The sequence below is a fragment of the Streptomyces sp. NPDC055013 genome, from assembly GCF_053608645.1.
Genome location: NZ_JBSGVW010000030.1, coordinates 106,331 through 131,906 on the forward strand (window position 1 = coordinate 106,331; position 25,576 = coordinate 131,906).

A 25,576-nucleotide genomic window follows, 5' to 3' on the forward strand; every position below is an offset into this window, starting at 1 on the left:
TAGAACCGGTGCCGCGCCCGGTGCCCGTCGCGTCCCATTGGCCGGTCATCAATGCCAAACAATTGGACAGGCGGACCGAGGCTGACCGCATGATGGAAACGCCTCGGCCATGCAGCAGTCACAGACAAGCCACGTAGAAGGAGTCGCCGTGAGGGTCGGAATCGTCGGAGCCACCGGTCAGGTCGGCACGGTCATGCGCAGGATCCTCAAGGAGCGCGACTTCCCGGTCACCGAGCTGCGCCTGTTCGCCTCGGCCCGCTCGGCCGGCTCGCAGCTCGACGGCGTCACCGTGGAGGACGCGTCGACGGCCGACTACACCGGCCTGGACATCGTCCTGTTCTCGGCGGGCGGCTCGACCTCGAAGGCCCTCGCCCCGAAGGTCGCCTCGCAGGGCGCCGTCGTGATCGACAACTCCTCGGCCTGGCGCCGCGACCCCGAGGTCCCGCTGGTCGTCTCCGAGGTGAACCCGCACGCGATCACCGACCGCCCCAAGGGCATCATCGCCAACCCGAACTGCACCACGATGGCCGCGATGCCCGTGCTGAAGCCGCTGCACGCCGAGGCCGGCCTGGAGGCGCTGGTCGTCGCCACGTACCAGGCGGTGTCGGGCTCGGGTCTCGCCGGCGTCGACGAGCTGTTCGAGCAGGTCAAGAAGGTCGGCGACGACGCGCCCAAGCTGACCCACGACGGCTCCGCGGCGGAGTTCCCCGAGCCGCACAAGTACGTCGCACCGATCGCGTACAACGTCCTGCCGATGGCCGGCTCGATCGTCGACGACGGTCTGCACGAGACCGACGAGGAGCAGAAGCTCCGTCACGAGTCCCGCAAGATCCTCGAGGTCCCGGAGCTGAAGGTCTCCGGCACCTGCGTGCGCGTCCCGGTCTTCTCCGGCCACTCCCTCCAGGTCAACGCCCGCTTCGCCCGCCCGATCAGCGTGGAGCGCGCCAAGGAGCTGCTGGCGGGCGCCCCCGGCGTGGCCCTCTCCGAGGTCCCGAACCCGCTGCAGGCGGCCGGCCAGGACCCGTCGTACGTCGGCCGCATCCGTGCCGACGAGACGGTCGAGCACGGCCTCGCCCTCTTCCTCTCCAACGACAACCTCCGCAAGGGCGCCGCGCTGAACGCGGTGCAGATCGCGGAGCTGGTGGCGGCGGAGCTGAAGGGCTGACGCCCGGACCCACGTCGAGAGGGGCGCCCACCGGTGGACGGTGGGCGCCCCTCTCGTTGTGCTGCTTCCGGTGGCTACCCCCTGCGCACCTCGTAGAGGAAACACCCGTACTCCACGGCCCGCACATGGATGAACGCCACACCCGGGTCGGCGAACGCCTCCGCGAACGCCCTCTCGAAGTCCCCCGGCTCCACCAGCCGCCCCCCGAGGATCCGCCCGTCCGCCGAGTAGCGGCGGACGGTCCGGTGGGCGTTGGCGAAGGGCAGCGCGTCCCCGTCCGGGCCCCCGCACTCCTCGGCGTGGATGAACACCGGCCCCTGCTCGTCGTAGGCCCCGGGATCGACCCCGTTCTCGGCCGCCCGGCGCCGCTGCGGGGCGTACGAGACGAGGGCGATGCGCTCGCCGGGGGCGCTGCGGCGCAGGCAGCAGCGCAGCGGCGCCCCGCCCTCCTCATCGGTCACGGGAACCGTCCGGCGTCCCGCGTCGTCAGCAGAGCGAAGCTCCTTCAGGGCCGTCGGATCGATGGGGCGTGCCGGATAGGTCGTCATGCCTCCAGCGTCACGCGCGTACGTCGTGCCCACCGGCGGTAAACGGACATCGCGCTCCGTGCAGGTCCCATGGAAGGATGACCGAACCCACACATATCGAGGAGATGACCGCGTGCCTGGCACAAACCTGACTCGCGAAGAGGCGCAGCAGCGGGCGAAGCTGCTGACCGTTGACTCGTACGAGATCGATCTCGACCTCTCCGGCGCGCAGGAGGGCGGTACCTACAGGTCCGTGACCACGGTGCGCTTCGATGTCGCGGAGAACGGCGCCGACTCCTTCATCGACCTCGTGGCCCCGGCCGTCCACGAGGTGACCCTCAACGGCGACGCGCTCGACGCGGACGCCCTCTTCGAGGACTCCCGCATCGCGCTGCCCGGCCTGCTGGAGGGCCGCAACGTCCTGCGGGTCGTCGCCGACTGCGCGTACACCAACACCGGCGAGGGCCTGCACCGGTTCGTCGACCCGGTCGACCAGCAGGCGTACCTGTACACCCAGTTCGAGGTTCCGGACGCCCGCCGCGTCTTCGCGTCCTTCGAGCAGCCCGACCTGAAGGCCACCTTCCAGTTCACCGTGAAGGCCCCCGAGGGCTGGACGGTGATCTCCAACTCGCCCACCCCGGAGCCCCAGGACAACGTCTGGTCCTTCGAGCCGACGCCGCGTATCTCGTCGTACATCACGGCACTCATCGTCGGCCCGTACCACTCCGTGCACAGCGTCTACGAGAAGGACGGCCAGTCCGTCCCGCTCGGCATCTACTGCCGGCCCTCGCTCGCCGAGTACCTCGACTCGGACGCGATCTTCGAGGTCACCCGGCAGGGCTTCGACTGGTTCCAGGAGAAGTTCGACTACGCGTACCCGTTCGAGAAGTACGACCAGCTCTTCGTGCCGGAGTTCAACGCGGGCGCGATGGAGAACGCGGGCGCGGTGACCATCCGCGACCAGTACGTCTTCCGGTCCAAGGTGACGGGCGCGGCGTACGAGGGGCGTGCGGAGACCATCCTGCACGAGCTGGCCCACATGTGGTTCGGCGACCTGGTCACCATGGAGTGGTGGAACGACCTGTGGCTGAACGAGTCGTTCGCCACCTACACCTCCATCGCCTGCCAGGCGCACCACCCCGAGTCGCGCTGGCCGCAGGCGTGGACGACGTTCGCGAACCAGATGAAGACGTGGGCGTACCGCCAGGACCAGCTGCCGTCGACGCACCCGATCATGGCGGAGATCCGCGACCTGGACGACGTGCTCGTCAACTTCGACGGCATCACCTACGCCAAGGGCGCCTCGGTCCTCAAGCAGCTCGTGGCGTATGTCGGCCAGGACGAGTTCTTCCGCGGTGTCCAGGCGTACTTCAAGCGGCACGCGTTCGGCAACACGCGTCTGTCCGACCTGCTGGGCGCCCTGGAGGAGACCTCCGGCCGTGACCTGAAGACCTGGTCGAAGCAGTGGCTGCAGACGGCGGGCATCAACGTCCTGCGCCCCGAGATCGAGACGGACGCCGACGGTGTGATCACGTCCTTCGCGATCCGCCAGGAGGCCCCGGCGCTGCCGGCCGGCGCCAAGGGCGAGCCGACCCTGCGCCCGCACCGCATCGCGGTGGGCCTGTACAACCTGGACGCCGGCACCGGCAAGCTGGTGCGCGACGAGCGCCTCGAGCTGGACGTGGACGGCGAACTCACCGCCGTACCGCAGCTGTCGGGCACGCGCCGCCCGGACGTCGTCCTCCTCAACGACGACGACCTGTCGTACGCGAAGGTCCGCCTGGACGAGGAGTCCCTCGCGTTCGTGACGGACCACCTCGGCGACTTCGACGCCTCCCTCCCCAGGGCCCTGTGCTGGGCGTCCTCCTGGGACATGACGCGCGACGCCGAGCTCGCCACCCGCGATTACCTCTCGCTGGTCCTGTCGGGCATCGGCAAGGAGTCCGACATCGGTGTCGTGCAGTCACTGCAGCGCCAGGTCAAGCTGGCGATCGAGCTGTACGCCGCCCCGGGCACCCGCGAGGCCCTGCTGACCCGCTGGACGGACGCCACGCTGGCCCATCTGCGCGCCGCCGAGGCGGGCAGCGACCACCAGCTGGCGTGGGCACGGGCGTTCGCGGCGACCGCCCGTACGCCGGAGCAGCTCGACCTGCTGGAGGGCCTGCTGGACGGCTCCCAGACGATCGAGGGGCTGGCCGTCGACACGGAGCTGCGCTGGGCCTTCGTCCAGCGTCTGGCGGCCGTGGGCCGCTTCGACGAGGCGGAGATCGCGGGCGAGTACGAGCGGGACAAGACGGCCGCCGGCGAGCGCCACGCCGTCACGGCCCGCGCCGCCCGGCCGACCGCGGAGGCCAAGGCCGAGGCATGGTCGTCGGTCATCGACTCCGACAAGCTGCCGAACTCGCTGCAGGAAGCGGTCATCGTCGGCTTCGTCCAGACCGACCAGCGCGAGCTGCTGGCTCCCTACGGGGACACGTTCTTCGAGGTGGTCAAGGACATCTGGGACGCCCGCTCCCACGAGATGGCCCAGCAGATCGCCATCGGCCTGTACCCGACGATCCAGGTCTCCGAGGACACCCTCCGCAAGACGGACGCCTGGCTGACCTCGGCCGAGCCGAACGCGGCCCTGCGACGCCTGATCTCCGAGTCCCGGTCGGGTGTTGAGCGCGCGCTGAAGGCGCAGGCCGCGGACGCGGCGGCGGAGCTGTAACCGACGTCGTACGACCGTTTTTAGGGGGCGCCCGGTACAACACCGGGCGCCCCTGGTCGTCCCGCCCTCAGCCGAGCCCCGCGGCAGCGGCCTCCAGAGCCGACAGCACCCTCCCCACCGCGGCCCCCGCCTCGCTCCCCCTGCGCACCGCGGCCACCACGTGCCGCACCGGGCGCTGCTCCCCCAGCACCCGCATCACGACCCCGTCCCTGGCCACCGCGGCCATCCGCGGCACCAGCGCCACCCCCATTCCCGCCTCGACCATCGCCAGGATCGCCGTCCACCCGGCGGCCGAGTGCCCCTGCCGGGGGCTGAACCCGGCGGCCTCGCACGCGCCGCGCGTGATGTCCGACCACGGCCCGCTGCCGCCGAAGATCCACTCCTCCGCGGCGAGATCGGCGAGCCGCACCTGCTCGGCCTGCGCCAGCCGGTGGCCCGGGGGCAGGGCGACGTCCAGTGGGTCCGCGAGCAGCGTCACCCGGGTGAAGCGCGCGTCGCCCACCGTCGGTGCCTGGGCCGCGAGGGACAGGGCGAGGTCCACCTCCCCGCCGGCCAGCAGCTCGTACGCCTCCTGTGCCTCGGCCTCGCGCACCCGTACGGTCACTCCGGGATGCGTCTGACGCAACGCCCGCACCGCCGGTACGACCAGCGCCGGCACGGCCGTGGAGAAGGCGCCCACCCGCACCTCCCCGACCTCACCGTGCACGTACGCCGCCAACTCGGCGTCCGCCCGCTCCAGTTGCTCGAACACGGCCTCGGCGTGCCGCAGCACCAGCCGGGCCGCGTCCGTCAGCCGCACCCGCCGCCCCTGTGCCTCCAGCAACGGCACCCCGACCTGCCGAGCGAGATTCGTCAGCTGTTGCGACACCGCCGACGGCGTCATCCGCAGCGCCTCGGCGGTCGCCGTCACTGTGCCCCGCTCCCGCAGCGTCCGCAGGATCTGCAGCTTGCGGATGTCCCACTCGACCATGGCGGCAACCTATGTCACCGCCGCGACGCCGCTCCCAGGACGACTCCGCCGAGGATCAGCCCCATGCACACCATCTGCGTCCAGCCGGTCGCCTCGCCGAGGACCGCCCAGGACAGCAGGGCCACGCACACCGGCTGGAGGTAGTAGACGACCCCGGCACGGCTCGGGCCGACCAGCGCGATCGCCCGGTTCCAGGCGAAGAAGGCGACGGCGGAGGAGGCGACCCCCACGTAGAGGATCGGCAGCAGCGTCCCGGCGGTGGGCTCGAACCCGCCCTGCACCGCCAGGCTCACGCCCTGCGCGGGCACCAGCAGGACCGTACCCACCAGGAACGTCGTGAACAGGAAGGCCGCACCGCCCAGTTCGGCCGGCCGCCGCCGCAACAGCCCGCTGTACGACCCGAAGCAGCAGGCCGCCGCCACCATCCACAGATCCCCGGCCGCGAACCCTGCGCCGCCCGCACCACTGCCGATCAGCAGCAGGACGCCCGCGCAGGCCACCAGCAGCCCGACCACCCGGCGCGCGCCCAGCCGTACCCCCGCGGCCCGCTCGAACAGCGCCATCAGCACCGGCGAGGCGGCCATGATCATGCCCATGTTGGCGGCGGGAGTGGTCACGCCGGCCTGGTTGACCAGAGTGTTGTAGGTGGTGACGCCGAGCAGCGAGGCGAGGAGCACGAAGCCGAGGTGCCTGCGGATCAGCTCCCGCTGCCGCCAGGCCTGCCGGGCACCGAACGGAGCCACCGCGACCAGCGCCACCAGCCATCGCCAGAAGGCGTGCTGCACCGGCGGCACGCTGTCGTGCAGCGCCCGTGAGGTGACGAAGCTGCCGGACCAGACGACCGTGGCGAGAGCGGCGAGAGCGACCCCGAGGACGGCGGCCGTCCTCGGGGTCGGGGTGGTGGAAGGGGATGTCGTACGGGCGGTCCGGTTCAGGACGGCGGGCACAGAGGTCCTTTCGATGGGCGGTGACGGTGACGGGTCCACCGTCGCAGCGCGCAATCTGTCGCGTCCATCGAAACTTTCCGAGCGTTCCTTTCAGGAGAGCTGAAAGGTTGCGGGAGGGGCTTCACTCACCCACGTGCTCGGCGACCGCCGCCTCGACCGACCGCGCGTCGGTGGCGTCCGCGGCCCACGCCACGTATCCGTCGGGCCGCACGAGCATGGCCGTACGGCGGTCGCTCGCCCAACGCTCCACGGCGAGCCGGTCCTTGCGGCCGCCCTGCACCTCGGGCGCCTCCCCGGCCGACGGGAGGACCAGCACGAACCGCCCGCCCCGCAGGGCCTCGTACAGGCGGCCACTCCCCAGAGCCACATCCGGGACGCGGGTGCCGGCCAGGCGGTGGGAGCCGCGCGGGGCGGCGTACCCGTACCCGATGCCCGAGATCTGGGCCAGGGCCTTCGCCTGGGCAGGCCGGGCGGCGTTGACGAAGGCGGAGAAGACGGCGCGGACGGCGCGCAGGGCCGGGCTCTGCGCCCGAGCCAGCCGGACCAGCCCGCCACTGCTGCGCAGTACCGCCTTGCCGACGGGGTGACGTTCGGCCTGGTAGGTGTCCAGCAGGGTCTCGGGCTGTCGGCCGTTGACGACCGCGGCGAGCTTCCACCCGAGGTTGGCCGCGTCCTGCAGGCCGGTGTTCATGCCCTGACCGCCGGCCGGTGAGTGGACGTGCGCGGCGTCGCCGGCGAGGAAGACCCGCCCGATCCGGTACTGCGGAGCCTGCCGCTCGTCACTGTGGAAGCGGGAGAGCCAGCGCGCGTCGTGCATGCCGTAGTCGGTGCCGAGGGCACGGCGGGTGACCTCCTTGACCTCGGCGAGGTCGAGCGGGGCGTCGTCGGGGACCTCGTGGCGGCGGTTCCAGCCCATGACGCGGTACCAGCCGTCGCCGAAGGACGCGATCATCGCGAAGGAGTCACCCGCGCCGTCGACGGTGAGCACGCTCGCGGGCTGCTCGGCGAGCCGGACGTCCGCCAGGAACAGGGACTTGATGACGGAGACTCCGGGGAAGGGCTGGCCGATCGCCCGCCGTACGGCGCTGCGGTGGCCGTCCGCGCCGACGACGTAGGCCGCGCGGTGCGTGACGACCGCCCCGTCCGGACCGCGCACATCGAGGTCGACCCCGTCGTCGTCCTGTCGCAGTCCCACGACCTCGCTCTCGAAGAGGAACTCGACCCCGAGCTCGCGCGCCCGCCGCTCCAGCAGCCGCTCCACCTCGTACTGCGGGGTGATGAGCAGGAACGGGAAGCGCGACGGCAGCGTGCCCAGGTCCAGCGAGAGGCGGCGGAACAGTCGCAGCTCGGTGATGGTGCTGCCGGTGGCGATCAGCTCGTCGGCGAGGCCGCGGGCGTCGAGCTGCTCCAGGGTGCGGGCGTGCACACCGAAGGCGCGGGAGAGGTTGCTGATCCTGTGCGGGCGCCGCTCGACGAGGGTGACGCGGACCCCGGCGGCGGCGAGGTCTCCCGCGAGGAGGAGACCGGTGGGGCCGGAGCCGACGACGAGGACGGGGTGGGTGGAGCCGGTGCCGGTGCCGGTGCCGTTCTTGGCGGTCATGGAGGCCTCCCGATGCCGATGCCAACGCTTGTTGGCCAACGAACGTTGGTCAACGCTTGTTGGCAAACATAGAACCGCCCTCCACCCCTGTCAACACTTGTTGGCCTACACACGTTGGCATACGATTGTTGGCATGACGCAGAGCAGCAGCCCCGGAGGCACCGCCCCTCGCCGCTCCGACGCCACGCGCACGGCGATCCTCGACGCGGCCCGCGAGCGCTTCGCGGCGGACGGTTACGAGCGCGCCACCATCCGCGCGATCGCCAAGCACGCGAACATCGACCCGTCGATGGTGATGCGCTATTACGGCAACAAGGAGGGGCTCTTCGCGGCGGCCATCGCCATCGATCTGAAGCTGCCGGAACCGGCGTCGCTGTCCCGCGACGGCGTCGGCCGGGCCCTCGTGACCCACTTCCTGGCCATGTGGGAGGAGAACGAGGTGCTGACGGCCCTGCTCCGGGTCGGCGCGACCAACGAGGCCGGGGCCGAGCGCATGCAGGGCATCTTCGCGGACCAGCTGCTGCCGGTGGCCCGTCGGGTGTGCCCCGATCCCGAGCAGGCCCCGGCGCGGGCCGCGCTGGCGTCGTCGCAGTTGCTCGGGCTGGCGCTCACGCGCTACGTCCTGCGGTTCCCGCCCGCCGTGGCACTGGCCCCCGAGGAGATCGTGGCCTGGCTCGCGCCGACGGTGCAGCGGTATCTGACCGCGCCGTACCCGGCGTGAGAGTCAACCGCCACGCGCCGCCCGGAGAGCACCGCAGAACGCATCGAGGGCGCCGGCTTCGTCCACGTACGGCGGATGCGCGTACGTACGACGGGGCCGGCGCCCTCGACAGAAGCGGGGGGCGGTCGGGACCGCGCGGATCAGGCCTTCGCCTTGGCCTTCGCCTTCGGCTGGCGGTCCGTGGAGCGGTCGAGGACCATCACGAGGCCCACGATGACCGCGAAGATCACGATCGGGGCAATGACGAACTGGGCCAGCGTCTCCATGACGCTCAGGCCCTGACCCGGGTCGTCGCCGTCGTCACGCGTGAGCGCGAGCGCGGGGGACGACATCAGCAGCATCATCAGCGTCGTACCGGAAGCCAGGGCGCCGGCGCGCAGGGCGTTCTTCTTGTCCACGGGGCCAAAAGTACCGAACGCCGCCGGGGCCCGCGCGTCCGGGGGGTGCCGTAAGGAGCACCCGGCCCCGCGGACGCCGCCCGCCGCGGGGCCCGACCGTGCCGGTCAGCCGTGCCGGCGGGCGTCTCCCCGCAGCACCTCCAGCAACGCCCGCATCCTCGGCGACGCCGCCAGTTCCTCCAGCGTCATCGCCTTTCCCTGCGCGTCCGCGATCGGCAGCCGCCAGTTCGGGTACTGGTCCCACGTGCCCGGCAGGTTCTGCGGGCGGCGGTCGCCCACGCCGTCGGGGAGCCAGATGCCGACCATGCGGGCCGGGGTGCGCAGCAGGAAGCGATGCACGGCCTGGATCTCGGCCTCCTCCTCCGAGGCACAGTGCCCGCCGTGCGTGCCGCGCATCAGCCCGAGCCGGGACAGCAGCTCCAGCCACTCGCCGGTGTCGGCCGCGGCCTCCGCGCGCTCCTGCTCCACGGGGCGGGTCAACAGGCCGAGGCCGTCACGGAGTTCGACGTGTTCGCCGGTGAGGCGGGCCGCGGTGGACGGCAGGTCGTGCGTGGTGGCGGTGGCGAGGCAGTCGGAGCGCCAGGACTCCGGCGGCAGGGGGCGGCCGTCGCCGTCCCAGTCCCGCTCGAACCACAGCACCGAGGTGCCCAGCACACCCCGCGAACGCAGCGCCTCCCGCACACCGGGCTCGACCGTGCCGAGGTCCTCCCCGATCACCACCGCTCCGGCCCGGGAGGCCTCCAGCACCAGGATGGCGAGCATGGCCTCCGCGTCGTGGCGGACGTACGTCCCCTCCGTCGGCGCATGCCCTTGCGGCACCCACCAGAGCCGGAACAGCCCCATGACGTGGTCGATCCGCAGCGCGCCCGCGTACCGGAAGAGCGCTCTGAGCAGCCGGCGGTACGGCTCGTACCCCGACTCGGCCAGCCGGTCCGGCCGCCAGGGCGGCAGCCCCCAGTCCTGGCCGCGCGCGTTGAAGGCGTCCGGCGGGGCGCCCACCGACATCCCGGCCGCGAAGTACTCCTGCTGCGCCCAGGCGTCCGCGCCCTCGGGATGCACCCCGACCGCGAGGTCGTGCACGATCCCGACCGGCATCCCCGCCTCCCGCGCGATCCGCTGGGTGGCGGTCAGCTGGGTGTCGGTGAGCCAGGCGAGCCGGCAGTGGAAGTCGACCCGGTCCATCAACTCGCGCCGCGCGCGGTCGGTTTCGGGCGAGCGGGGATCCCGGAGCCCCTCCGGCCACCGCCGCCAGTCCGAGCCGTGCAGCTCGGCCAGTGCGCACCACGTGGCGTGGTCCTCCAGCGCCCGTCCCTCCCGTGCGAGGAAGTCGACGTAGGCGGCCCGCCGCCCGGGCCCGAGCGGCACCTCACGCACCAGTTCCAGCGCCTCCCGCTTCGCCTCCCACACGGCGTCCCGGTCGATCAACTCCCCCTTCTCCAGCACCGCTTCCCGCAGCCGCCCGGCCCGCTCCAGCAGGGCCCGCACGCGCTCGCGGTCCTCGACATGGGCGAACTCGGGCACGTCCTCGACCCGCAGATGCACCGGGTCGGGGAAGCGGCGGGAGGACGGGCGGTAGGGCGAAGGGTCGGTCGGGGCTCCGGGTACGGCCGCGTGCAACGGGTTGACCTGCACGAATCCGGCGCCGAGCGCCCGGCCGGCCCAGGCGGCCAGCTCGCCGAGGTCGCCGAGGTCACCCATGCCCCAGGAGTGGCGGGACAGGAGGGAGTAGAGCTGGACGAGAAGGCCGTACGACCGCGCGGTGGGCGTGGGCAGCCTGGCCGGGGCGACGACCAGGTGACTCGTCGCCGTACGGCCGTCAGGTGTGGTGACGGTCAATCGGTGGACGCCGGGCGGGAGTTGGCCGGCGGGCGGGAGCCGGTCGACCGCGGCGCGGGTGTCGCCCTGTTCGGTCTCGATGTGCAGCCGGGTGCCGGGCGGCAGCGCGCCCGGCGCCAGGGGCTCGGCGCCGGGCCGGCACACCACTGTCGGCGGCAGCAGCCGCTCGCGCAGCTCACGCTCCCGCGCGGCCAGTGCGGCACCGACGGACGCGGGCGTGCTCGCGTCGACGTCGAGGGCGGCCAGGGCGAGGGTGAGCGCGGTGGCGGAGGCCGTGACCGTGCGGTCGGCGGACGGCTGGTAGGAGGTGGCGACGCCGTGCAGCTCGGCGAGCCGCGACAGGTCTTCGGAGAGGGGACCTTCGGGACCCTCCGGGTCTTCGGCAGGGGCTTCGGCCGACCGCTGTCCTGCCATCTACGGCCTCGTGGAGTACATGTCCATGTCCATACCGATGTCCATACCCATGTCCCAGGTCGCCGCCTCACTCGTCAGCGGTGCGGCATCCGCGAGCGGCGGTTCGCTGGTGAGGGGCTCGGCGTCGGGCAGGGGTGGTTCGCTGGTGAGCGGGGTCTCGGTGCAGGCGCCCTCGGAGCTGAAGACACAGGCGTACATCTCGGGTTCGGTGAAGACGCCTTCGTACATCTCGGTCTCGCTGGGCGCCTCGGGTTTGGAAAGGGCCGATGCTGTGGCCACGGGGGCCTCCTCTTCGAGTACGGCGTGCGGGTTACCGCCGTCCCTACCCAGCGGGCGCGGTGGCAGACGTACAAAGGCGAACAACGTGCCGCTCATCACATTCTGTTCCGCACATCCTGTTCCGCTCCTGCGGATTTCCGGGTTTTCTTGCTGATCACTATTCACTCAGTACATGTACTCAGTACATAATGATCCGCATGAGCACCCGCCACATCCTGCTGGGGCTGCTCGCCACGGGGCCGAGCCATGGCTACGACCTCAAGCGACGCCACGACGAACGTTTCCCGCAGGCCCGCCCGCTGGCCTACGGGCAGGTCTACACGACCTTGCAGCGGCTGGTCCGCGACGGACTCGCCGAGGTCGACGGCACCGACTCGGACGGCGGCCCGGAGCGCACCATGTACCGCGCGACGGACGACGGCGCGCTCGAACTGGCCCGGTGGGCCGGGGAGATCGCGCCGCCCGCGCCGTTCGTGACGAACGAGATCTTCGCCAAGGTCGTCGTGTCGATCCTGTCCGGCGGCGACCCCGAGGCCTATCTGCGCGCCCAGCGTGCCGCCCACATGGAGCGGATGCGGCAGCTCACGGCGGTCAAGACCGCGCCGGGCACCGATCTCGCGACCGTGCTCTCGGCGGACTACGCCCTCAACCACCTCGACGCCGACCTCCGTTGGATGACGACCACGGCGGCCCGGCTCACCACTCTGACCGCGGAGGTCGACGCAGTATGAGCAACCCAGGGGGAAACCCGGTGCCGCTTCTTGCGGCCCGTGACCTCGTCAAGGCGCACGGCAGGACGCAGGCCCTGCGCGGTGCCTCCGTCGAGCTGCGGGCCGGCGAGATCCTCGCCGTGACCGGCGCCAGCGGCAGTGGAAAGTCGACGCTCCTGCACTGCCTGTCCGGCATCGTCCGCCCGGACACCGGCTCGGTGACATACGACGGGGAGCGGCTGGACCGGTTGTCCGAGCAGCGGCTGAGCGAGCTGCGGCGCACGGAGTTCGGCGTGGTCTTCCAGTTCGGACAGCTGATCCCCGAGCTGACGGCCCTGGACAATGTCGCGCTGCCGCTGCTGCTCGCGGGTGCCCGTCGGCAGGAGGCACAGGCGACGGCCGGTGAGTGGCTGGAGCGGTTCGGGGTGCGCGGGCAGGAGGAGCTGCGGCCCGGCGAGATGAGCGGCGGCCAGGCCCAGCGGGCGTCGCTGGCGCGGGCCCTGGTCACCGGTCCGAGGGTCGTCTTCGCGGACGAGCCGACCGGGGCGCTGGACTCGCTCGCGGGCGAGCAGGTGATGACGGCCCTGGCCCACACGGCCCGCGAGTCGGGCACGGCGGTGCTGCTGATCACGCACGACGCCCAGGTCGCGGCGTACGCGGACCGCGAGGTGCGGCTGGCCGACGGCACCGTGACGCCGCTGGAGGTGGCGGCATGAGAACCCGCCTGAGCGCCGACCTCCGGCTGGCCTGGCTGCTCACCCGGGGGTCCGACCGGCGGGAGTGGTGGCGGGTGACACTCACGGCGGTCGGGGCGGCGCTCGCGACCGGGATCGGGCTGGCGGTCGCGGCGATCGCCACCGTGGAGGGGCAGTACTCGGTGTCCGTCGGCGGCGGACTGCTCAACCACTCCAGCGACCGACAGGGGGTGATCACCGCGCTGTTGATGCTGCAGGTGGCGGTGCTCGGGTTCCTCGCCCAGTGCGCCCGCGTGGGGGCCGTACACCGCGACCGGCGCCTTGCCGCGCTGCGACTCGCGGGGGCCACGCCCGCGCAGGTGCGGCGGATCGCGGCACTGGAGGCGGGGCTGGCCTGCCTGACGGGCTCGGCCACGGCCACGGTTTTCTGCGTCCTGCTCCTGCTGCGCATATGGCAGCGCCCCGAGCCCCTGACGTGGCTGGGTATCGCCCTGGTCGCCGTGGCCGTCCCGGTGCTGGGGGCGGCCGTGAGCGCACTGTCGCTGCGCCGGGTGGTCGCCTCGCCGCTGGGCTGGGTACGGCGGGTGCGCCCGACCCGGGGTCCGGGGCGGGCGTTCCTGGCGGCGACCGTGCTGATAGTGGCGATGACTCTGTGGATCGGCTGGAGCATCTACTTCGGCACGGGCGTCGGGTTCGCCCTCGCCCCGCTGACGGTGTTCGCCCTGTGCCTGCTGATCGGCGTCTCGGCCGTGTGGCTGGCGGGCTGGTCGTCCCGGCGGCTGGGCGGCGCGATCGCCGACCGCGCCCGGCGCCCGGCACTGCTGATCGCGGCGGAGCGGCTGCGCGACGACCCGTGGGCGGCGGCTCGCACGCATGCGGCGGTGCTGCTGCTGACGGTGGTGGGCACGGCGTTCGTCGGCATCCGCGCGGTGCTGCTGCACATCGTGAACAACACCGAGTACCTCGCCGAGCGCAGGTCGTACTACACGAACGGCCTCGATCTCTCGGGTGCCGCGGTACTCGGCGCCCTGGCGCTGACCCTGTCGGCCCTGGCCGTGGGCACCGCCGAGTCGCTGGCCACCCGGCGCCGGGGACTGGCCGCGCAGGCCGCGGCAGGAGTGCCGCAGAGCGTGCTCGGCCGGGCGCTGCTCCTGGAGACCGCACTGCCGCTCGCCCCGGCGGTACTGCTCGCGGGCGCCGGCGGGACGGCGATCTATGCGGGCTGGGCCAGGATGATCGACGACGCCGTCGGGCCGATACCGCTCGTGCCGGTCCTGGTCCCGGTCGCCGTCTACGCCGCCTGCCTGCTGGCCGCGGCCACGTCCCTGCCGTTGCTGCGGCGCACGGTGCGGCCGGCGGAGCTGCGGTACGTGTGACAACGGCCGTACGGCCGCGTGAACGGACGGCCCCGGGGGCACGGGGGACCCTCGGGGCCGGACGCCTGCCGCCGCACGCCAGGTATGCGAAGGCCCGGGTCGTCAGGCGGAAATGCCGTCGATCCGGGCCATGGCGTCCTCGGCGCCGTACGGTTGCAAGTACGGCAGCCAGCGCGGGTCCCTATGCCCGGTGCCGATGATGCGCCAGGCGAGACCGGTGGGTGGAGCGGGTTTGTGGCGCAGCCGCCAGCCGATCTCGAACAGATGTCGGTCGGCTTTCACGTGGTTGCAGCGGCGGCAGGACGCCACCACGTTGTCCCAGACGTGCTTGCCCCCGCGGCTGCGCGGAATGACATGGTCGACGCTGGTTGCGACGCCACCGCAGTACATGCACCGGCCCCCGTCGCGCGCGAAGAGCGCCCTACGGGTAAGAGGAACGGGCCCCCGATAGGGAACCCGGACGAATCGCTTGAGCCGGACCACGCTGGGTGCGGGGACTGTGACGGTTGCGCTGTGCATGAAGGCGCCGGACTCCTCGAGGCATACGGCCTTGTTCTCGAGGACGAGGACGAGCGCGCGGCGGAGCGGTACGACGCCGAGCGGCTCGTACGACGCGTTGAGGACCAGGACATGCGGCACGGATGCCTCCTTGGGCGTCGGCGGCGCGTGGCTCGCGCCGGGACGATCTGTAGTCAGTCTCCCCTCTCGCCTGGTGAAAGCGCCACCATGTCCCGGTAACGGGCTGAGAGTGTTTTCGACCACATCTGATTCATCCCCTGGGCGATGAACGGTTCATCCCACCAGTTCATCCCCACGTGGGCACGATTCCTCCCTCGAACATGGCGACGATCCACACACGATGCCCCGTTAGTGTGGTGGGTCTGCCCCGCCGGTGACCCTTTCGTGACCTTGACCATCTACCGACGGGGCGGGCCGCTGCACTGGAGGTACCTGCCGTGTCCCTGTCCGCCGTCCTACTGGCTGCCGGTCCGACGCCGTCACCAACGCCCTCGGGGACGACCACCCCGGCGGTTCCCACGATCAAGGACGCTCACGAGAGTGCGACCCAGGCCGCGACCTGGGTCGAGCAGAACTGGTCGACCTGGCTCGCGATAGGCCTCAGGGTCCTGCTGATCCTGGCCATCGCGGCGGTGCTGAGAGTGGTGATCCGGCGGGCGATCACCAAGCTCATCGACCGGATGAACCGCACCGCCCAGGCGGTGGACGGCACGGCCCTCGGCGGGCTGCTCGTCAATGTCGAGCGCCGCCGCCAGCGCTCGCAGGCGATCGGCTCGGTGCTGCGTTCGGTGGCCAGCTTCGTGATCATGGGCACGGCCGCCCTGATGGTCCTGTCCGCCTTCGAGATCAACCTCGCCCCGCTGCTGGCCTCCGCCGGTGTCGCGGGCGTCGCGATCGGCTTCGGTGCCCGCAATCTGGTCACCGACTTCCTCTCCGGCGTCTTCATGATCCTGGAGGACCAGTACGGCGTCGGCGACACGATCGACGCGGGCGTCGCCGCCGGCGAGGTCATCGAGGTCGGCCTGCGCGTGACCAAGCTGCGCGGCGACAACGGCGAGATCTGGTACGTCCGCAACGGCGAGGTCAAGCGCATCGGCAACCTGTCCCAGGGCTGGTCGACGGCCGGGGTGGACGTCACCGTCCGCTCCTCCGAGGACCTGGACAAGGTCAGGGCCACCATCGACGAGGTCGCCGAGCGGATGAGCAAGGAGGAGCCCTGGAACGAACTCCTCTGGGGCCCGATCGAGGTCCTCGGCCTGGACAGCGTCCTGCTGGACTCGATGGTCGTACGGGTCTCGGCGAAGACCATGCCGGGCAAGGCCCTGACCGTCGAACGCGAACTGCGCTGGCGCATCAAGCGCGCCTTCGACGCCGCCGACATCCCGATCGTCGGCCGGGCTCCCCTGGCCCTGGAGGAGGAGGCCGCGGCCGACCCGACGGCGGGCATGGCGGCCCCCTCGGCCTACGCCAGCACCACCTCCCCGCAGTCCGTGGCGGCCACGCCGCTGACGCCGCCGAGCGTGACGAAGTAGGGCCGAGATCGCGGGAACGGTTCAGCACACTCGTTCGAGTGAACGGTCGAGGCATTCCGGCGCGGGGAGCGCCCGGGGTGCCCCATCGTTCAGCCGGGGCACCCGGTGCGGGCTTAGCCTGGCATCAGCATGACGAGGAGAACCAGGGATGAGTGCCGAACCCATCATGGAGACGGTCATGACGCAGGACCCCATCGATCTGTTGATCGCGTTCGAAGAAGCGTCCGTGGCGCCGATTCGACCCGAGTACGTCGAGGGGACGGTCATCGCGCCGCCGCAGCCGGACTACAACCACAGCAAGGGTGCTGTCGGACTCACCCTCCAGTTCCACATGGCCGGACTTGACTTGGCAGGCATGGGCATGGGATTCCGTGCCGCTCACCACGACGGCAGCACCACGGCCCTGGTGATCCCGACTTCTACGTCCTGCGCCGGGAGCCCACCGAGCTGGACAACTCATACCTGAAGATGCAAAAGGGCTGGTACCCCATCGACATGGTCGCTCTGGTCGGCGAGGTCACATCGACCAACCATTCGATCGACACCGGCGCCAAGCCGGCCGCATACGCCGCCGTGGGGATCTCCGTCTACGCCCTCATCAACCGCAACACCAAGACGGCCCACTGCTACACGGACCCGATCCTCCCCAGCGGCGACCCCACCCAGGCCTACTACGACTCCGACACCAAGGTCGACCTCGGCGACCCCCTCCCCCTCCCCGCCCCGTATCCCACCCTGGACACCTCCCCCTTCCTCCAGGACTGAACGGCCCCGAACAGACCGCCACCGGCCTGGAGTAGGGTCCGGACGGTGACGGGCGGGCGGGGGCTGGGGCGGGCGTTCGGGTGGCTGTGGGCGGCGTACGCGGTCAGCGCCTTCGGGACACGGCTGGCCTTCGACGCCTTCGCGCTGATCGCGGTCGTCGTGCTGCACGCCGGGGCGAGTGAGGTCGCGTTGCTGGCGGCGTCGGGCCTCGCGGTGGGGGCCGTGGTCGCTGTGCCGCTCGGGGCGTGGGTGGAGTTCCGCCGGAAGCGGCCGGTGATGATCGCGGCGGACCTGATCCGGTGCGCGGCACTGCTGAGCATCCCCGCCGCGTTCGCGCTGGACGCACTCTCCCTCGGCCAGCTGCTGGTGGTGTCGGTGGTGGTCGCCACGGCGGACATCACGTTCGGCGCGGCGAGCGGCGCGTATCTGAAGTCCCTGGTGCCACCGGAGGACCTGCTCGCGGCGAACGGCCGCTTCGAGGCCACGACCTGGACGACCACCGCACTCGGCCCACCGCTCGGCGGGGTCGCGGTCGGTGTGTTCGGCCCGATGACGACGGTACTGGTGGACGCGGCCAGCTATCTGCTGTCGGCGCTGGGGATCCGGGCGATCGGCGACAAGGAGGGGCAACGGGGCGACAGGCAGCGGGCGGGACGGCACCAGCCGCTCCCCGACACCCCCTCGGGCCTGCGGATGAGCGACCTCCCGGCCGGCTGGCGGCATATCCTCGGCCACCCCACGCTGCGCCCGCTGTTCCTCAACACGGTCCTGGTCAACGCCCTGATCATGGCACCGGCCCCGCTGCTCGCCGTCCTGATGCTCGGCCGACTCGGCTTCCCCCCTTGGCAGTACGGCCTCGCCTTCGCCGTGCCGTGTCTGGGCGGCCTGCTGGGCTCACGCCTGTCCCGGCGCCTGGTCGCCCGGCACGGCCGGCGCCGGGTCCTGCTGACCGCGGGGACCCTGCGCGCGGTCTGGCCCGTCGGCCTGGCCTTCATCGGGCCGGGCACGCCGGGCCTCCTCCTGGTCATGGCCGTCGAGTTCGGCCTGATCACCTGCATCGGCGTCTTCAACCCGGTGCTCTCCACCGCCCGCCTCGACCAGACCCCGCCGGACCGCACGACCCGCACCCTGACGGCCTGGTCGATCACCGGCAAGACGGCGACCGCGGCGGCGACGGCACTGTGGGGCCTGCTGGCCGCGCTGACCGGCACCCGCGCGGCGATCGCCCTCGCCGGGGTCCTGCTGCTGGCGACCCCGCTCCTGCTCCCGCGGCACGAGTTCGCGCCCGACCGCAGCGCCCTCAAGTAACGACTCGGTTGCCTGCCGGACCACCTCTCTTGACGCCGACTTCCTGCCGGGCTTACTTTCCTCGACAGCAGATAGGAAACTTTCCTAACAGTGATCCTGGATGGACTTCCCTCGTAGATCGCTGAGAAGCTGGTCAGCCGAAAGGCAGGTGTCGATCCCATGGCAGGAACCGCCGGTACGCCGGGCACCCCGCGCGTCCTGCGCGCCATGAACGACCGTGCCGCCCTGGACCTCCTCCTGGAGCACGGGCCGCTGTCCCGCACGCGGATCGGCAAGCTCACCGGCCTGTCCAAGCCGACCGCCTCCCAGCTGCTGGCCCGCCTGGAGGCCGCCGGCCTCGTCCTGGCGACCGGCACCACGGAGGGCCGACCCGGCCCGGGCGCTCAGCTGTACGAGGTCAACCCGGCCGCCGCCTACGCCGCCGGGCTCGACGTCACCCCTGAACGCATCCTCGCCGCCGTCGCCGACGTCACGGGCCGCACGGTCGGGTCGTACGAACTGCCCACCCCCGGCAGGCGCCCGGCCCAGCCCGTCGTCCGGCAGGTCACCGACGCCCTGGACGGTGCGGTGAAGGCGGCGGGCCTCGCCCGCGACGACGTCCACCGGCTCGTCATCGGCACCCCCGGCGCCTTCGACCCCAACACGGGCCGGCTGCGCTACGCCTCCCACCTCCCCGGCTGGCACACCCCCGCACTCCTGGACGAACTCGCCGCGGCCCTGCCGATGCCGGTCGAGTACGAGAACGACGTCAACCTCGCGGCGGTGGCCGAGCAGCGGCTCGGCGCGGCCCGCGGCCACGAGGACTTCGTCCTGTTGTGGAACGAGGGGGGCCTCGGCGCCGCCCTGATCCTCGGCGGCCGGCTGCACCGCGGCTGGACCGGCGGCGCGGGCGAGGTGGGTTTCCTGCCGGTCCCCGGAACACCCCTGGTCCGGCAGGTCGCCAAGGCCAACAGTGGCGGCTACCAGGAGCTGGCCGGTTCACAGGCGATCCCCCGGCTGGCCCGCGAACTCGGCATCGGCGACATCCCGTCGACGCCGTACGCCGAGGCCGCCGCCACCCTCGTCGAACGGGCCGCCGCCGAGGACAGCGACCTGCACCGGCTGCTCCTCCAGACCTACGCGACCCGGCTGGCCACCGGTCTCGCCTCCCTGGTCTCCGTCCTCGACCCCGAACTCATCGTCCTCAGCGGCGCCTCCCTCACCTCCGGCGGTGAGGTGCTGCGCGCCCTCGTCCAGTCCGAGCTGGAGGAACTGGCCGCGGCCCGCCCCAGGCTGGTCGTCGGCGACGTCCGTGAACACCCGGTGCTGCGGGGCGCGTTGGAGAGCGCGCTCGCGACCACACGCGACGAGGTCTTCGACACCGCCCGCTGACGACCCGCTCCACCGGCGCACCTCCCCCCTCCGCACCCCCCTGACTCACCCCCCGCCTTCCCTCACCCACCCCGTTCCCGCCCTTGGGAGACCTCGCCATGCCCGGAAAGTCCTGGAACGTCATACCCTCACCCACCCGCAAGGCAGCAGCCGCCCTCGCCGCCACCGCCTCCCTGGCCCTCCTCGCCACGGCCTGTACCGGCCAGTCGGACTCCGCCGCCACCGACGACCCCAACGCCAGGACGACGATCACCTTCTGGCACGGCTGGAGCGCGCCCGCCGAGGTCAAGGCGATCCAGGAGAACGTCGACGCCTTCGAGAAGGCCCACCCGAACATCACGGTGAAGGTCGTCGGCAACATCAACGACGACAAGCTCAACCAGGCCCTGCGCGCGGGCGGTTCGAGCGGCCCCGACGTGGTGTCGTCGTTCACGACCTCCAACATCGGCAAGTTCTGCTCCTCGGGCGCCTTCCTCGACCTGAAGCCCTTCATCGAGAAGTCGAAGCTCGACCTCGACAAGCTCATCCCGAAGCCGATGCTCGACTACACCCAGTTCGAGGGCACCCGCTGCGCCCTGCCCCTGCTGGGCGACGCCTACGGCCTCTACTACAACAAGGACGCCTTCAAGAAGGCGGGTATCGAGTCCCCGCCGAAGACCTGGTCGGAGTTCGCCACGGTCGCCAAGAAGCTGACGAAGGCCAAGGGCGACAGCTACGAGCGGCTCGGCTTCATGCCGACCTACCACGGCTACGAGACGGTCGTGGACCACTACATGTCCCAGTGGGACCACGCCTACTTCGACAAGGACGGCAAGTCCAACATCGCCAAGGACCCGGCCTTCGCCGAGATGTTCACGTACCAGAAGAAGCTCATCGACGACCTCGGCGGCTTCGCGAAGCTGGAGAAGTACCGCAACACCTTCGGTGACGAGTGGGGCGCCAAGCATCCGTTCCAGACCGGCCAGGTGGCCATGCAGCTCGACGGCGAGTGGCGCCTGGGCATGACCCAGCAGGCCGGCGTCGGCTTCGAGGTCGGCACCGCGCCGATGCCCGTCGCCGACGACGAGGCCGACGAGTACGGCAAGGGCTTCCTCTCCGGCACGATCATCGGCATCGCCCCGCAGAGCAAGAAGCAGAACGCGGCCTGGGAGCTGGTGAAGTACCTGACGACCGACACCGAGGCCGTCGTCTCCTTCGCCAACGCCATCCACAACGTGCCCTCCACGTTCGCCGCCCTGAAGTCGCCCGACCTGAAGGTGGACCCCGGCTTCAAGACGTTCCTGGACATCGCCCAGAACGAGCACTCGAACACCCCGCCGGCCTCCGTCAACGGCTCGACGTACCAGACGACCCTTCAGGACTTCGGCTACCAGTACGAGTCCGGCAAGGTGAAGGACCTGAAGGCCGGCCTGGAGAAGACCGCCGAGCAGATCGACACCGACATCGAGCAGGCGAAGTAGCTCCGCCGATGTCCACGCACACTCTCCGCGCGAAGCGCCGCAGGTCGGCGCTTCGAACGGTGGCCTTCCTGTCACCGTGGCTCATAGGTTTCGGCGTCTTCTTCGCCTACCCGCTGGTGTCCACCGTGTACTTCTCCTTCATGAAGTACGACGGCTTCGGCACCCCGGTCTTCCGCGGCCTGGGCAACTGGGCCTACGTCTTCGACGACTACCCGATGTTCTGGCCGGCGCTGCGCAACACGCTCTGGCTGGTGCTGGTCATGGTGACCTGCCGGGTGGTGTTCGGCCTCGGCATCGGACTGCTCATCACCAAGATCAAGACCGGCGCGGGCGTCTTCCGCACCCTGTTCTACCTGCCGTACCTGGCTCCCCCGGTCGCGGCGACGCTGGCCTTCGTCTTCCTCCTCAACCCCGGCACCGGCCCGGTCAACTCGGTCCTCGACGGCCTGGGCCTGCCGACCCCCGGCTGGTTCACGGACCCCGCCTGGTCCAAGCCGGCGCTCACCGCGCTGGCGCTGTGGGGCGTGGGCGACCTCATGGTCATCTTCATGGCCGCACTGCTCGACGTACCGAAGGAGCAGTACGAGGCGGCGGAGCTGGACGGCACATCCGCCTGGCAGCGGTTCCGCTACGTCACGCTGCCGAACATCTCGCCGATCGTGATGTTCGCCGTGGTCACGGGCGTGATCCAGACGATGCAGTACTACACGCAGCCGCTGGTCGCCGGAAAGGTCGCCTCCGGCATCATCGGCGGCTCCGGCCAGCAGTTCGAACCGGGCTACCCCGACAAGTCGACCCTGACCCTCCCCCAACTCGTCTACAACCTCGGCTTCCAGCGCTTCGACTACGGCTCGGCCTGCGTGGTCGCCCTCGTACTGTTCGCCCTCGCCATGGCCTTCACCGCGCTGCTGATGCGGCGCCGGGGCGGACTGATCCAGGCAGGTGACTGACCATGACCCAAGTACTGCACAAGCCGGTGCAGTTGGAGGCCCCGACCACCGCCGAGCGCACGGCCCGCCGCAGGGCCCTCCTGGAATGGATCGCGATTCACTCCCTCGGCGTCGCGGCCGCGCTCTTCTTCACCCTGCCCTTCGTGTTCGTCGTCCTGACCTCGCTGATGAGCGACCAGCAGGCGCTCACCCGCGACCTGGTCCCGGACACCTGGGAGTGGGGCAACTACACCAAGGTCTTCGACACCCCCGGCTTCCTGACCTGGTGGAAGAACACCCTGATCTACGCGGGCCTGGGCACGCTCCTCACCGTCGTCTCGTCGATCCCGGTGGCGTACGCGCTCGCCAAGTTCCGCTTCCGCGGCCGGAACCTGTCCCTGATGCTGGTCATCTCGATGATGATGCTGCCGCCCCAGGTGATCATCATCCCGATGTACCTGTTCTGGGCGAAGCAGCTGGACCTGTCAGGCACCCTCTGGCCCCTGATCATCCCGATGGCGTTCGGCGACGCGTTCTCGATCTTCCTCCTGCGCCAGTTCCTGATGACGATCCCGAACGAGTACCTGGACGCGGCCCGGGTGGACGGCTGCGGTGAACTCCGCACACTCCTGCGCGTCGTACTCCCCATGGCGAAACCGGGCATAGCCGCAGTGGCCCTCTTCCAGTTCTTCTACGCCTGGAACGACTACTTCGGCCCCCAGATCTACGCGTCCGAGAACCCGGGCGCCTGGACCCTCTCCTACGGCCTGGAGTCGTTCAAGGGCGCCCACCACACCGACTGGAACCTCACCATGGCCGCCACGGTCCTGGTCATGGCCCCCGTGATCCTCGTGTTCTTCTTCGCGCAGAAGGCGTTCGTCGAGGGCGTCACGCTCACCGGAGTAAAGGGTTGAACCACACATGCAGCATCTCCCCGGGGGACAACCCCCGGACCCCCGGCCGATGATCACCGTCCCCCGCACCGGGAAGCGAGGCACCTCGCAGTGAAACTCACCGTGGTCGGCGGAGGCTCGACCTACACCCCCGAACTCATCGACGGCTTCGCCCGCCTCCGGGACACCCTCCCCATCGAGGAACTGGTCCTGATGGACCCGGCGAAGGACCGCCTGGAGCTGGTGGGCGGCCTGGCCCGCCGCATCTTCACCCGCCAGGCCCACAACGGCAGGATCACCACCACGACCGACCTGGACGCGGCGGTGGAGGGCGCCGACGCCGTCCTCCTCCAGCTTCGCGTCGGCGGTCAGGCGGCCCGCGAGCAGGACGAGACCTGGCCCCTGGAGTGCGGCTGCGTCGGTCAGGAGACAACCGGCGCCGGCGGTCTGGCGAAGGCCCTGCGCACGGTCCCGATCGTCCTGGACATCGCGGACCGCGTCCGCCGCACCAACCCCACCGCCTGGATCATCGACTTCACCAACCCGGTCGGCATCGTGACCCGGGCCCTGCTCCAGGAGGGCCACAGGGCGGTCGGCCTGTGCAACGTGGCGATCGGCTTCCAGCGGAAGTTCGCGGCCATGCTCGACGTCCCCGCCTCCGAGATCCACCTCGACCACGTGGGCCTCAACCACCTCACCTGGGAGACGGGCGTACGCCTGGGCGGCCCCGAGGGCAAGAACGTCCTGCCGAAGCTCCTGACCGACCACGGCGACACGATCGCCGCCGACCTGCATCTCCCCCGCCCCCTCCTGAACCGCCTGACCGCGGTCCCGTCGTACTACCTGCGCTACTACTACGCGCACGACGAGGTCGTACGTGAGCTGCGCACCAAGCCGTCCAGGGCAGCGGAAGTGGCGGACATGGAACGCCAGTTGCTCGCGCTGTACGCCGACCCGTCCCTGGACGAGAAGCCGGAGCTCCTCGCCAAGCGGGGCGGGGCCTACTACTCCGAGGCGGCGGTCGACCTGGCGGCAGCCCTGCTCGGCGGGTCGGGCAGCCCGTACCAGGTGGTCAACACCCTCAACAACGGCACGCTCCCCTTCCTCCCCGACGACGCGGTGATCGAAGTACAGGCAGCGGTGGGCGCGAAGGGCCCGGCCCCCCTCGCCGTACCGACCGTGGATCCGCTGTACGCGGGCCTGATGGCCCAGGTGACGGCGTACGAGCACCTGGCGCTGGAAGCGGCCCTGCACGGCGGCCGCGACCGGGTCTTCAAGGCCCTCCTGTCGCACCCCCTGATCGGCCAGTACGAGTACGCCGAAGCCCTCACCGACCAACTGATCGCACACAACCGGGAGCATCTCGCGTGGGCCTGACCGCACGTGTCCTCGCCGTAGACGCGGGCAACAGCAAGACCGACGTGGCAGTGGTGGCCGCCGACGGGACCGTGCTGGCCACGGCCCGCGGCGGCGGCTTCCGCCCACCCGCGGTCGGCGTGGAGCCGGCGATGGACACCCTGGCCGCAGCAGTCGACCAGGCCTTCACCGCGGCCGGCGTGACGTCCGCCGACCATGTCTCGGCATGCCTGGCCAACGCCGACCTCCCGGTGGAGGAGGAGCAACTGACCGCGGCTCTGCAGGCACGCGCGTGGGGCACGACCGTCGAGGTCCGCAACGACACCTTCGCGATCCTCAGGTCGGGCGTGCCGGAACCCCGCGGCGTGGCCGTCGTCTGCGGCGCCGGCATCAACTGCGTGGGCATGCGCCCCGACGGCCGTACCGCCCGCTTCCCCGCGCTGGGCCGCATCTCCGGCGACTGGGGAGGCGGCTGGGGTCTGGCGGAGGAAGCCCTGTGGCACGCGGCACGGGCGGAGGACGGCCGAGGAGCGCCCACGACGTTGACGCACACGCTGCCCGCCCACTTCGGCCTGCCCACCATGTACGCCCTGATCGAGGCCCTGCACCTCGAACACATCGCCCCCGCCCGCCGCCACGAGCTGGCCCCGGTCCTCTTCACCACCGCGGCGGCCGGTGACCCGATCGCCCGCGACCTCGTGGACCGCCTCGCCGACGAAGTGGTCACCATGGCGACGGTCGCCCTGACCCGACTGGACCTCCTGGAGGAGTCGACACCGGTGCTCCTGGGCGGAGGCGTACTGGCTGCCCGCCACCCCCAACTGATCGACACCATCCACGACTTGCTCACCATCCGTGCCCCGAAGGCCGTCTCGACCGTGGTCACGGCAAGCCCGGTCCTGGGCGCGGCCCTGCTGGGCCTGGACGCGGTCGGGGCACTCCCGGAGGTACACGTCCGACTCCGCCAACACTTCGAGCCGTAGGCACCCGCCGAGGTTCCTCGCCCCCGCCGCCCCTACCCGTCCCGTACCTGGGGGCTGCCGCCCCCAGACCCCCGCTTCGGCCTGAACGGCCTCGTCCTCAAACGCCGGACGG

General features: G+C 71.2%; 24 protein-coding genes. 16 read left to right on the top strand and 8 right to left on the bottom strand.

Annotated elements, in window-relative coordinates; translation table 11 throughout:
• The first annotated feature begins 148 nt into the window (after positions 1-148).
• Positions 149-1,165: an aspartate-semialdehyde dehydrogenase gene (locus ACWGDB_RS30710; protein ID WP_453825404.1), complete on the top strand. Its 1,017-nt coding sequence runs from the start codon at positions 149-151 to the stop codon at positions 1,163-1,165.
• A gap of 74 nt (positions 1,166-1,239) precedes the next feature.
• Here the strand turns inward: ACWGDB_RS30710 and ACWGDB_RS30715 are convergent, their stop codons facing one another.
• Positions 1,240-1,713: a DUF1203 domain-containing protein gene (locus ACWGDB_RS30715; RefSeq protein WP_453825405.1), complete on the bottom strand. Its 474-nt coding sequence runs from the start codon at positions 1,711-1,713 to the stop codon at positions 1,240-1,242.
• A gap of 112 nt (positions 1,714-1,825) precedes the next feature.
• Here ACWGDB_RS30715 and pepN point away from each other — a divergent pair, with 112 nt between their 5' ends.
• Positions 1,826-4,402 (top strand): aminopeptidase N, encoded by a 2,577-nt coding sequence (gene pepN, locus ACWGDB_RS30720; protein WP_453825406.1) that lies wholly within the window; start codon positions 1,826-1,828, stop codon positions 4,400-4,402.
• A 67-nt stretch (positions 4,403-4,469) separates the two neighbouring features.
• Here the strand turns inward: pepN and ACWGDB_RS30725 are convergent, their stop codons facing one another.
• The 3 genes from ACWGDB_RS30725 to ACWGDB_RS30735 all read right to left on the bottom strand — a co-directional run bounded on the left by ACWGDB_RS30725 (position 4,470) and on the right by ACWGDB_RS30735 (position 7,919).
• Positions 4,470-5,372 carry a LysR family transcriptional regulator gene (locus tag ACWGDB_RS30725; RefSeq protein ID WP_453825407.1) on the bottom strand — a complete coding sequence of 301 codons (903 nt, stop codon included), beginning with the start codon at positions 5,370-5,372 and terminating at the stop codon, positions 4,470-4,472.
• Between the two features lie 14 nt (positions 5,373-5,386).
• A complete protein-coding gene (locus tag ACWGDB_RS30730; protein WP_453825408.1) occupies positions 5,387-6,319 on the bottom strand; it encodes a DMT family transporter in 933 nt (310 codons plus the stop codon).
• A 121-nt stretch (positions 6,320-6,440) separates the two neighbouring features.
• A complete protein-coding gene (locus ACWGDB_RS30735; protein ID WP_453825409.1) occupies positions 6,441-7,919 on the bottom strand; it encodes an FAD-dependent monooxygenase in 1,479 nt (492 codons plus the stop codon).
• Positions 7,920-8,052: 133 nt separating this feature from the next.
• Here ACWGDB_RS30735 and ACWGDB_RS30740 point away from each other — a divergent pair, with 133 nt between their 5' ends.
• Positions 8,053-8,640, top strand: coding sequence for a TetR/AcrR family transcriptional regulator (locus ACWGDB_RS30740; RefSeq protein WP_453825410.1), 588 nt, complete (start codon positions 8,053-8,055; stop codon positions 8,638-8,640).
• Positions 8,641-8,780: 140 nt separating this feature from the next.
• Here the strand turns inward: ACWGDB_RS30740 and ACWGDB_RS30745 are convergent, their stop codons facing one another.
• The 3 genes from ACWGDB_RS30745 to ACWGDB_RS30755 form a co-directional block, all read right to left on the bottom strand.
• Positions 8,781-9,038, bottom strand: a complete 258-nt coding sequence (locus ACWGDB_RS30745; RefSeq protein WP_453825411.1) for a hypothetical protein — start codon at positions 9,036-9,038, stop codon at positions 8,781-8,783.
• 105 nt (positions 9,039-9,143) lie between these two features.
• Entirely contained in the window at positions 9,144-11,288 is a 2,145-nt protein-coding gene (gene malQ, locus ACWGDB_RS30750) for a 4-alpha-glucanotransferase (protein ID WP_453825412.1), read from the bottom strand.
• Positions 11,289-11,516 carry a hypothetical protein gene (locus ACWGDB_RS30755; protein WP_383614355.1) on the bottom strand — a complete coding sequence of 76 codons (228 nt, stop codon included), beginning with the start codon at positions 11,514-11,516 and terminating at the stop codon, positions 11,289-11,291. It lies immediately after the preceding gene.
• A 248-nt stretch (positions 11,517-11,764) separates the two neighbouring features.
• On the opposite strand from ACWGDB_RS30755, the gene ACWGDB_RS30760 reads away from it, so the two are divergent.
• Genes ACWGDB_RS30760 through ACWGDB_RS30770 form a run of 3 tightly spaced genes read left to right on the top strand, consistent with a single transcriptional unit; the run spans position 11,765 to position 14,348 of the window.
• Positions 11,765-12,298, top strand: coding sequence for a PadR family transcriptional regulator (locus ACWGDB_RS30760; RefSeq protein WP_453825413.1), 534 nt, complete (start codon positions 11,765-11,767; stop codon positions 12,296-12,298).
• Positions 12,295-12,993 carry an ABC transporter ATP-binding protein gene (locus tag ACWGDB_RS30765; RefSeq protein WP_453825414.1) on the top strand — a complete coding sequence of 233 codons (699 nt, stop codon included), beginning with the start codon at positions 12,295-12,297 and terminating at the stop codon, positions 12,991-12,993. The genes ACWGDB_RS30760 and ACWGDB_RS30765 overlap by 4 nt, the downstream gene beginning before the upstream one ends.
• The gene (locus ACWGDB_RS30770) at positions 12,990-14,348 is read left to right on the top strand and encodes an FtsX-like permease family protein (RefSeq protein WP_453825415.1); all 1,359 of its coding nucleotides are present in this window, start codon (positions 12,990-12,992) and stop codon (positions 14,346-14,348) included. The genes ACWGDB_RS30765 and ACWGDB_RS30770 overlap by 4 nt, the downstream gene beginning before the upstream one ends.
• A gap of 102 nt (positions 14,349-14,450) precedes the next feature.
• Here the strand turns inward: ACWGDB_RS30770 and ACWGDB_RS30775 are convergent, their stop codons facing one another.
• Positions 14,451-14,987, bottom strand: coding sequence for an HNH endonuclease (locus ACWGDB_RS30775; RefSeq protein WP_031476758.1), 537 nt, complete (start codon positions 14,985-14,987; stop codon positions 14,451-14,453).
• A 317-nt stretch (positions 14,988-15,304) separates the two neighbouring features.
• On the opposite strand from ACWGDB_RS30775, the gene ACWGDB_RS30780 reads away from it, so the two are divergent.
• The 10 genes from ACWGDB_RS30780 to ACWGDB_RS30825 all read left to right on the top strand — a co-directional run bounded on the left by ACWGDB_RS30780 (position 15,305) and on the right by ACWGDB_RS30825 (position 25,464).
• On the top strand, positions 15,305-16,399 hold the full coding sequence (locus tag ACWGDB_RS30780) for a mechanosensitive ion channel family protein (protein WP_453825416.1): 1,095 nt from the start codon (positions 15,305-15,307) through the stop codon (positions 16,397-16,399).
• Between the two features lie 148 nt (positions 16,400-16,547).
• Positions 16,548-16,865: a hypothetical protein gene (locus ACWGDB_RS30785; protein ID WP_453825417.1), complete on the top strand. Its 318-nt coding sequence runs from the start codon at positions 16,548-16,550 to the stop codon at positions 16,863-16,865.
• Between the two features lie 2 nt (positions 16,866-16,867).
• A complete protein-coding gene (locus ACWGDB_RS30790; protein ID WP_453825418.1) occupies positions 16,868-17,164 on the top strand; it encodes a Uma2 family endonuclease in 297 nt (98 codons plus the stop codon).
• A gap of 45 nt (positions 17,165-17,209) precedes the next feature.
• Positions 17,210-18,472: an MFS transporter gene (locus ACWGDB_RS30795; protein WP_453825419.1), complete on the top strand. Its 1,263-nt coding sequence runs from the start codon at positions 17,210-17,212 to the stop codon at positions 18,470-18,472.
• A gap of 159 nt (positions 18,473-18,631) precedes the next feature.
• A complete protein-coding gene (locus ACWGDB_RS30800; protein ID WP_383614187.1) occupies positions 18,632-19,843 on the top strand; it encodes an ROK family transcriptional regulator in 1,212 nt (403 codons plus the stop codon).
• Between the two features lie 122 nt (positions 19,844-19,965).
• Positions 19,966-21,303, top strand: coding sequence for an ABC transporter substrate-binding protein (locus ACWGDB_RS30805; RefSeq protein ID WP_453825425.1), 1,338 nt, complete (start codon positions 19,966-19,968; stop codon positions 21,301-21,303).
• 8 nt (positions 21,304-21,311) lie between these two features.
• On the top strand, positions 21,312-22,253 hold the full coding sequence (locus tag ACWGDB_RS30810) for a carbohydrate ABC transporter permease (RefSeq protein ID WP_389444060.1): 942 nt from the start codon (positions 21,312-21,314) through the stop codon (positions 22,251-22,253).
• Between the two features lie 2 nt (positions 22,254-22,255).
• On the top strand, positions 22,256-23,146 hold the full coding sequence (locus ACWGDB_RS30815; protein WP_453825420.1) for a carbohydrate ABC transporter permease: 891 nt from the start codon (positions 22,256-22,258) through the stop codon (positions 23,144-23,146).
• 90 nt (positions 23,147-23,236) lie between these two features.
• Positions 23,237-24,502 (top strand): 6-phospho-beta-glucosidase, encoded by a 1,266-nt coding sequence (locus tag ACWGDB_RS30820; protein WP_453825421.1) that lies wholly within the window; start codon positions 23,237-23,239, stop codon positions 24,500-24,502.
• The gene (locus tag ACWGDB_RS30825; protein ID WP_453825422.1) at positions 24,493-25,464 is read left to right on the top strand and encodes an N-acetylglucosamine kinase; all 972 of its coding nucleotides are present in this window, start codon (positions 24,493-24,495) and stop codon (positions 25,462-25,464) included. Before ACWGDB_RS30820 ends, ACWGDB_RS30825 begins: the two co-directional genes overlap by 10 nt.
• Positions 25,465-25,576 lie beyond the last annotated feature (112 nt).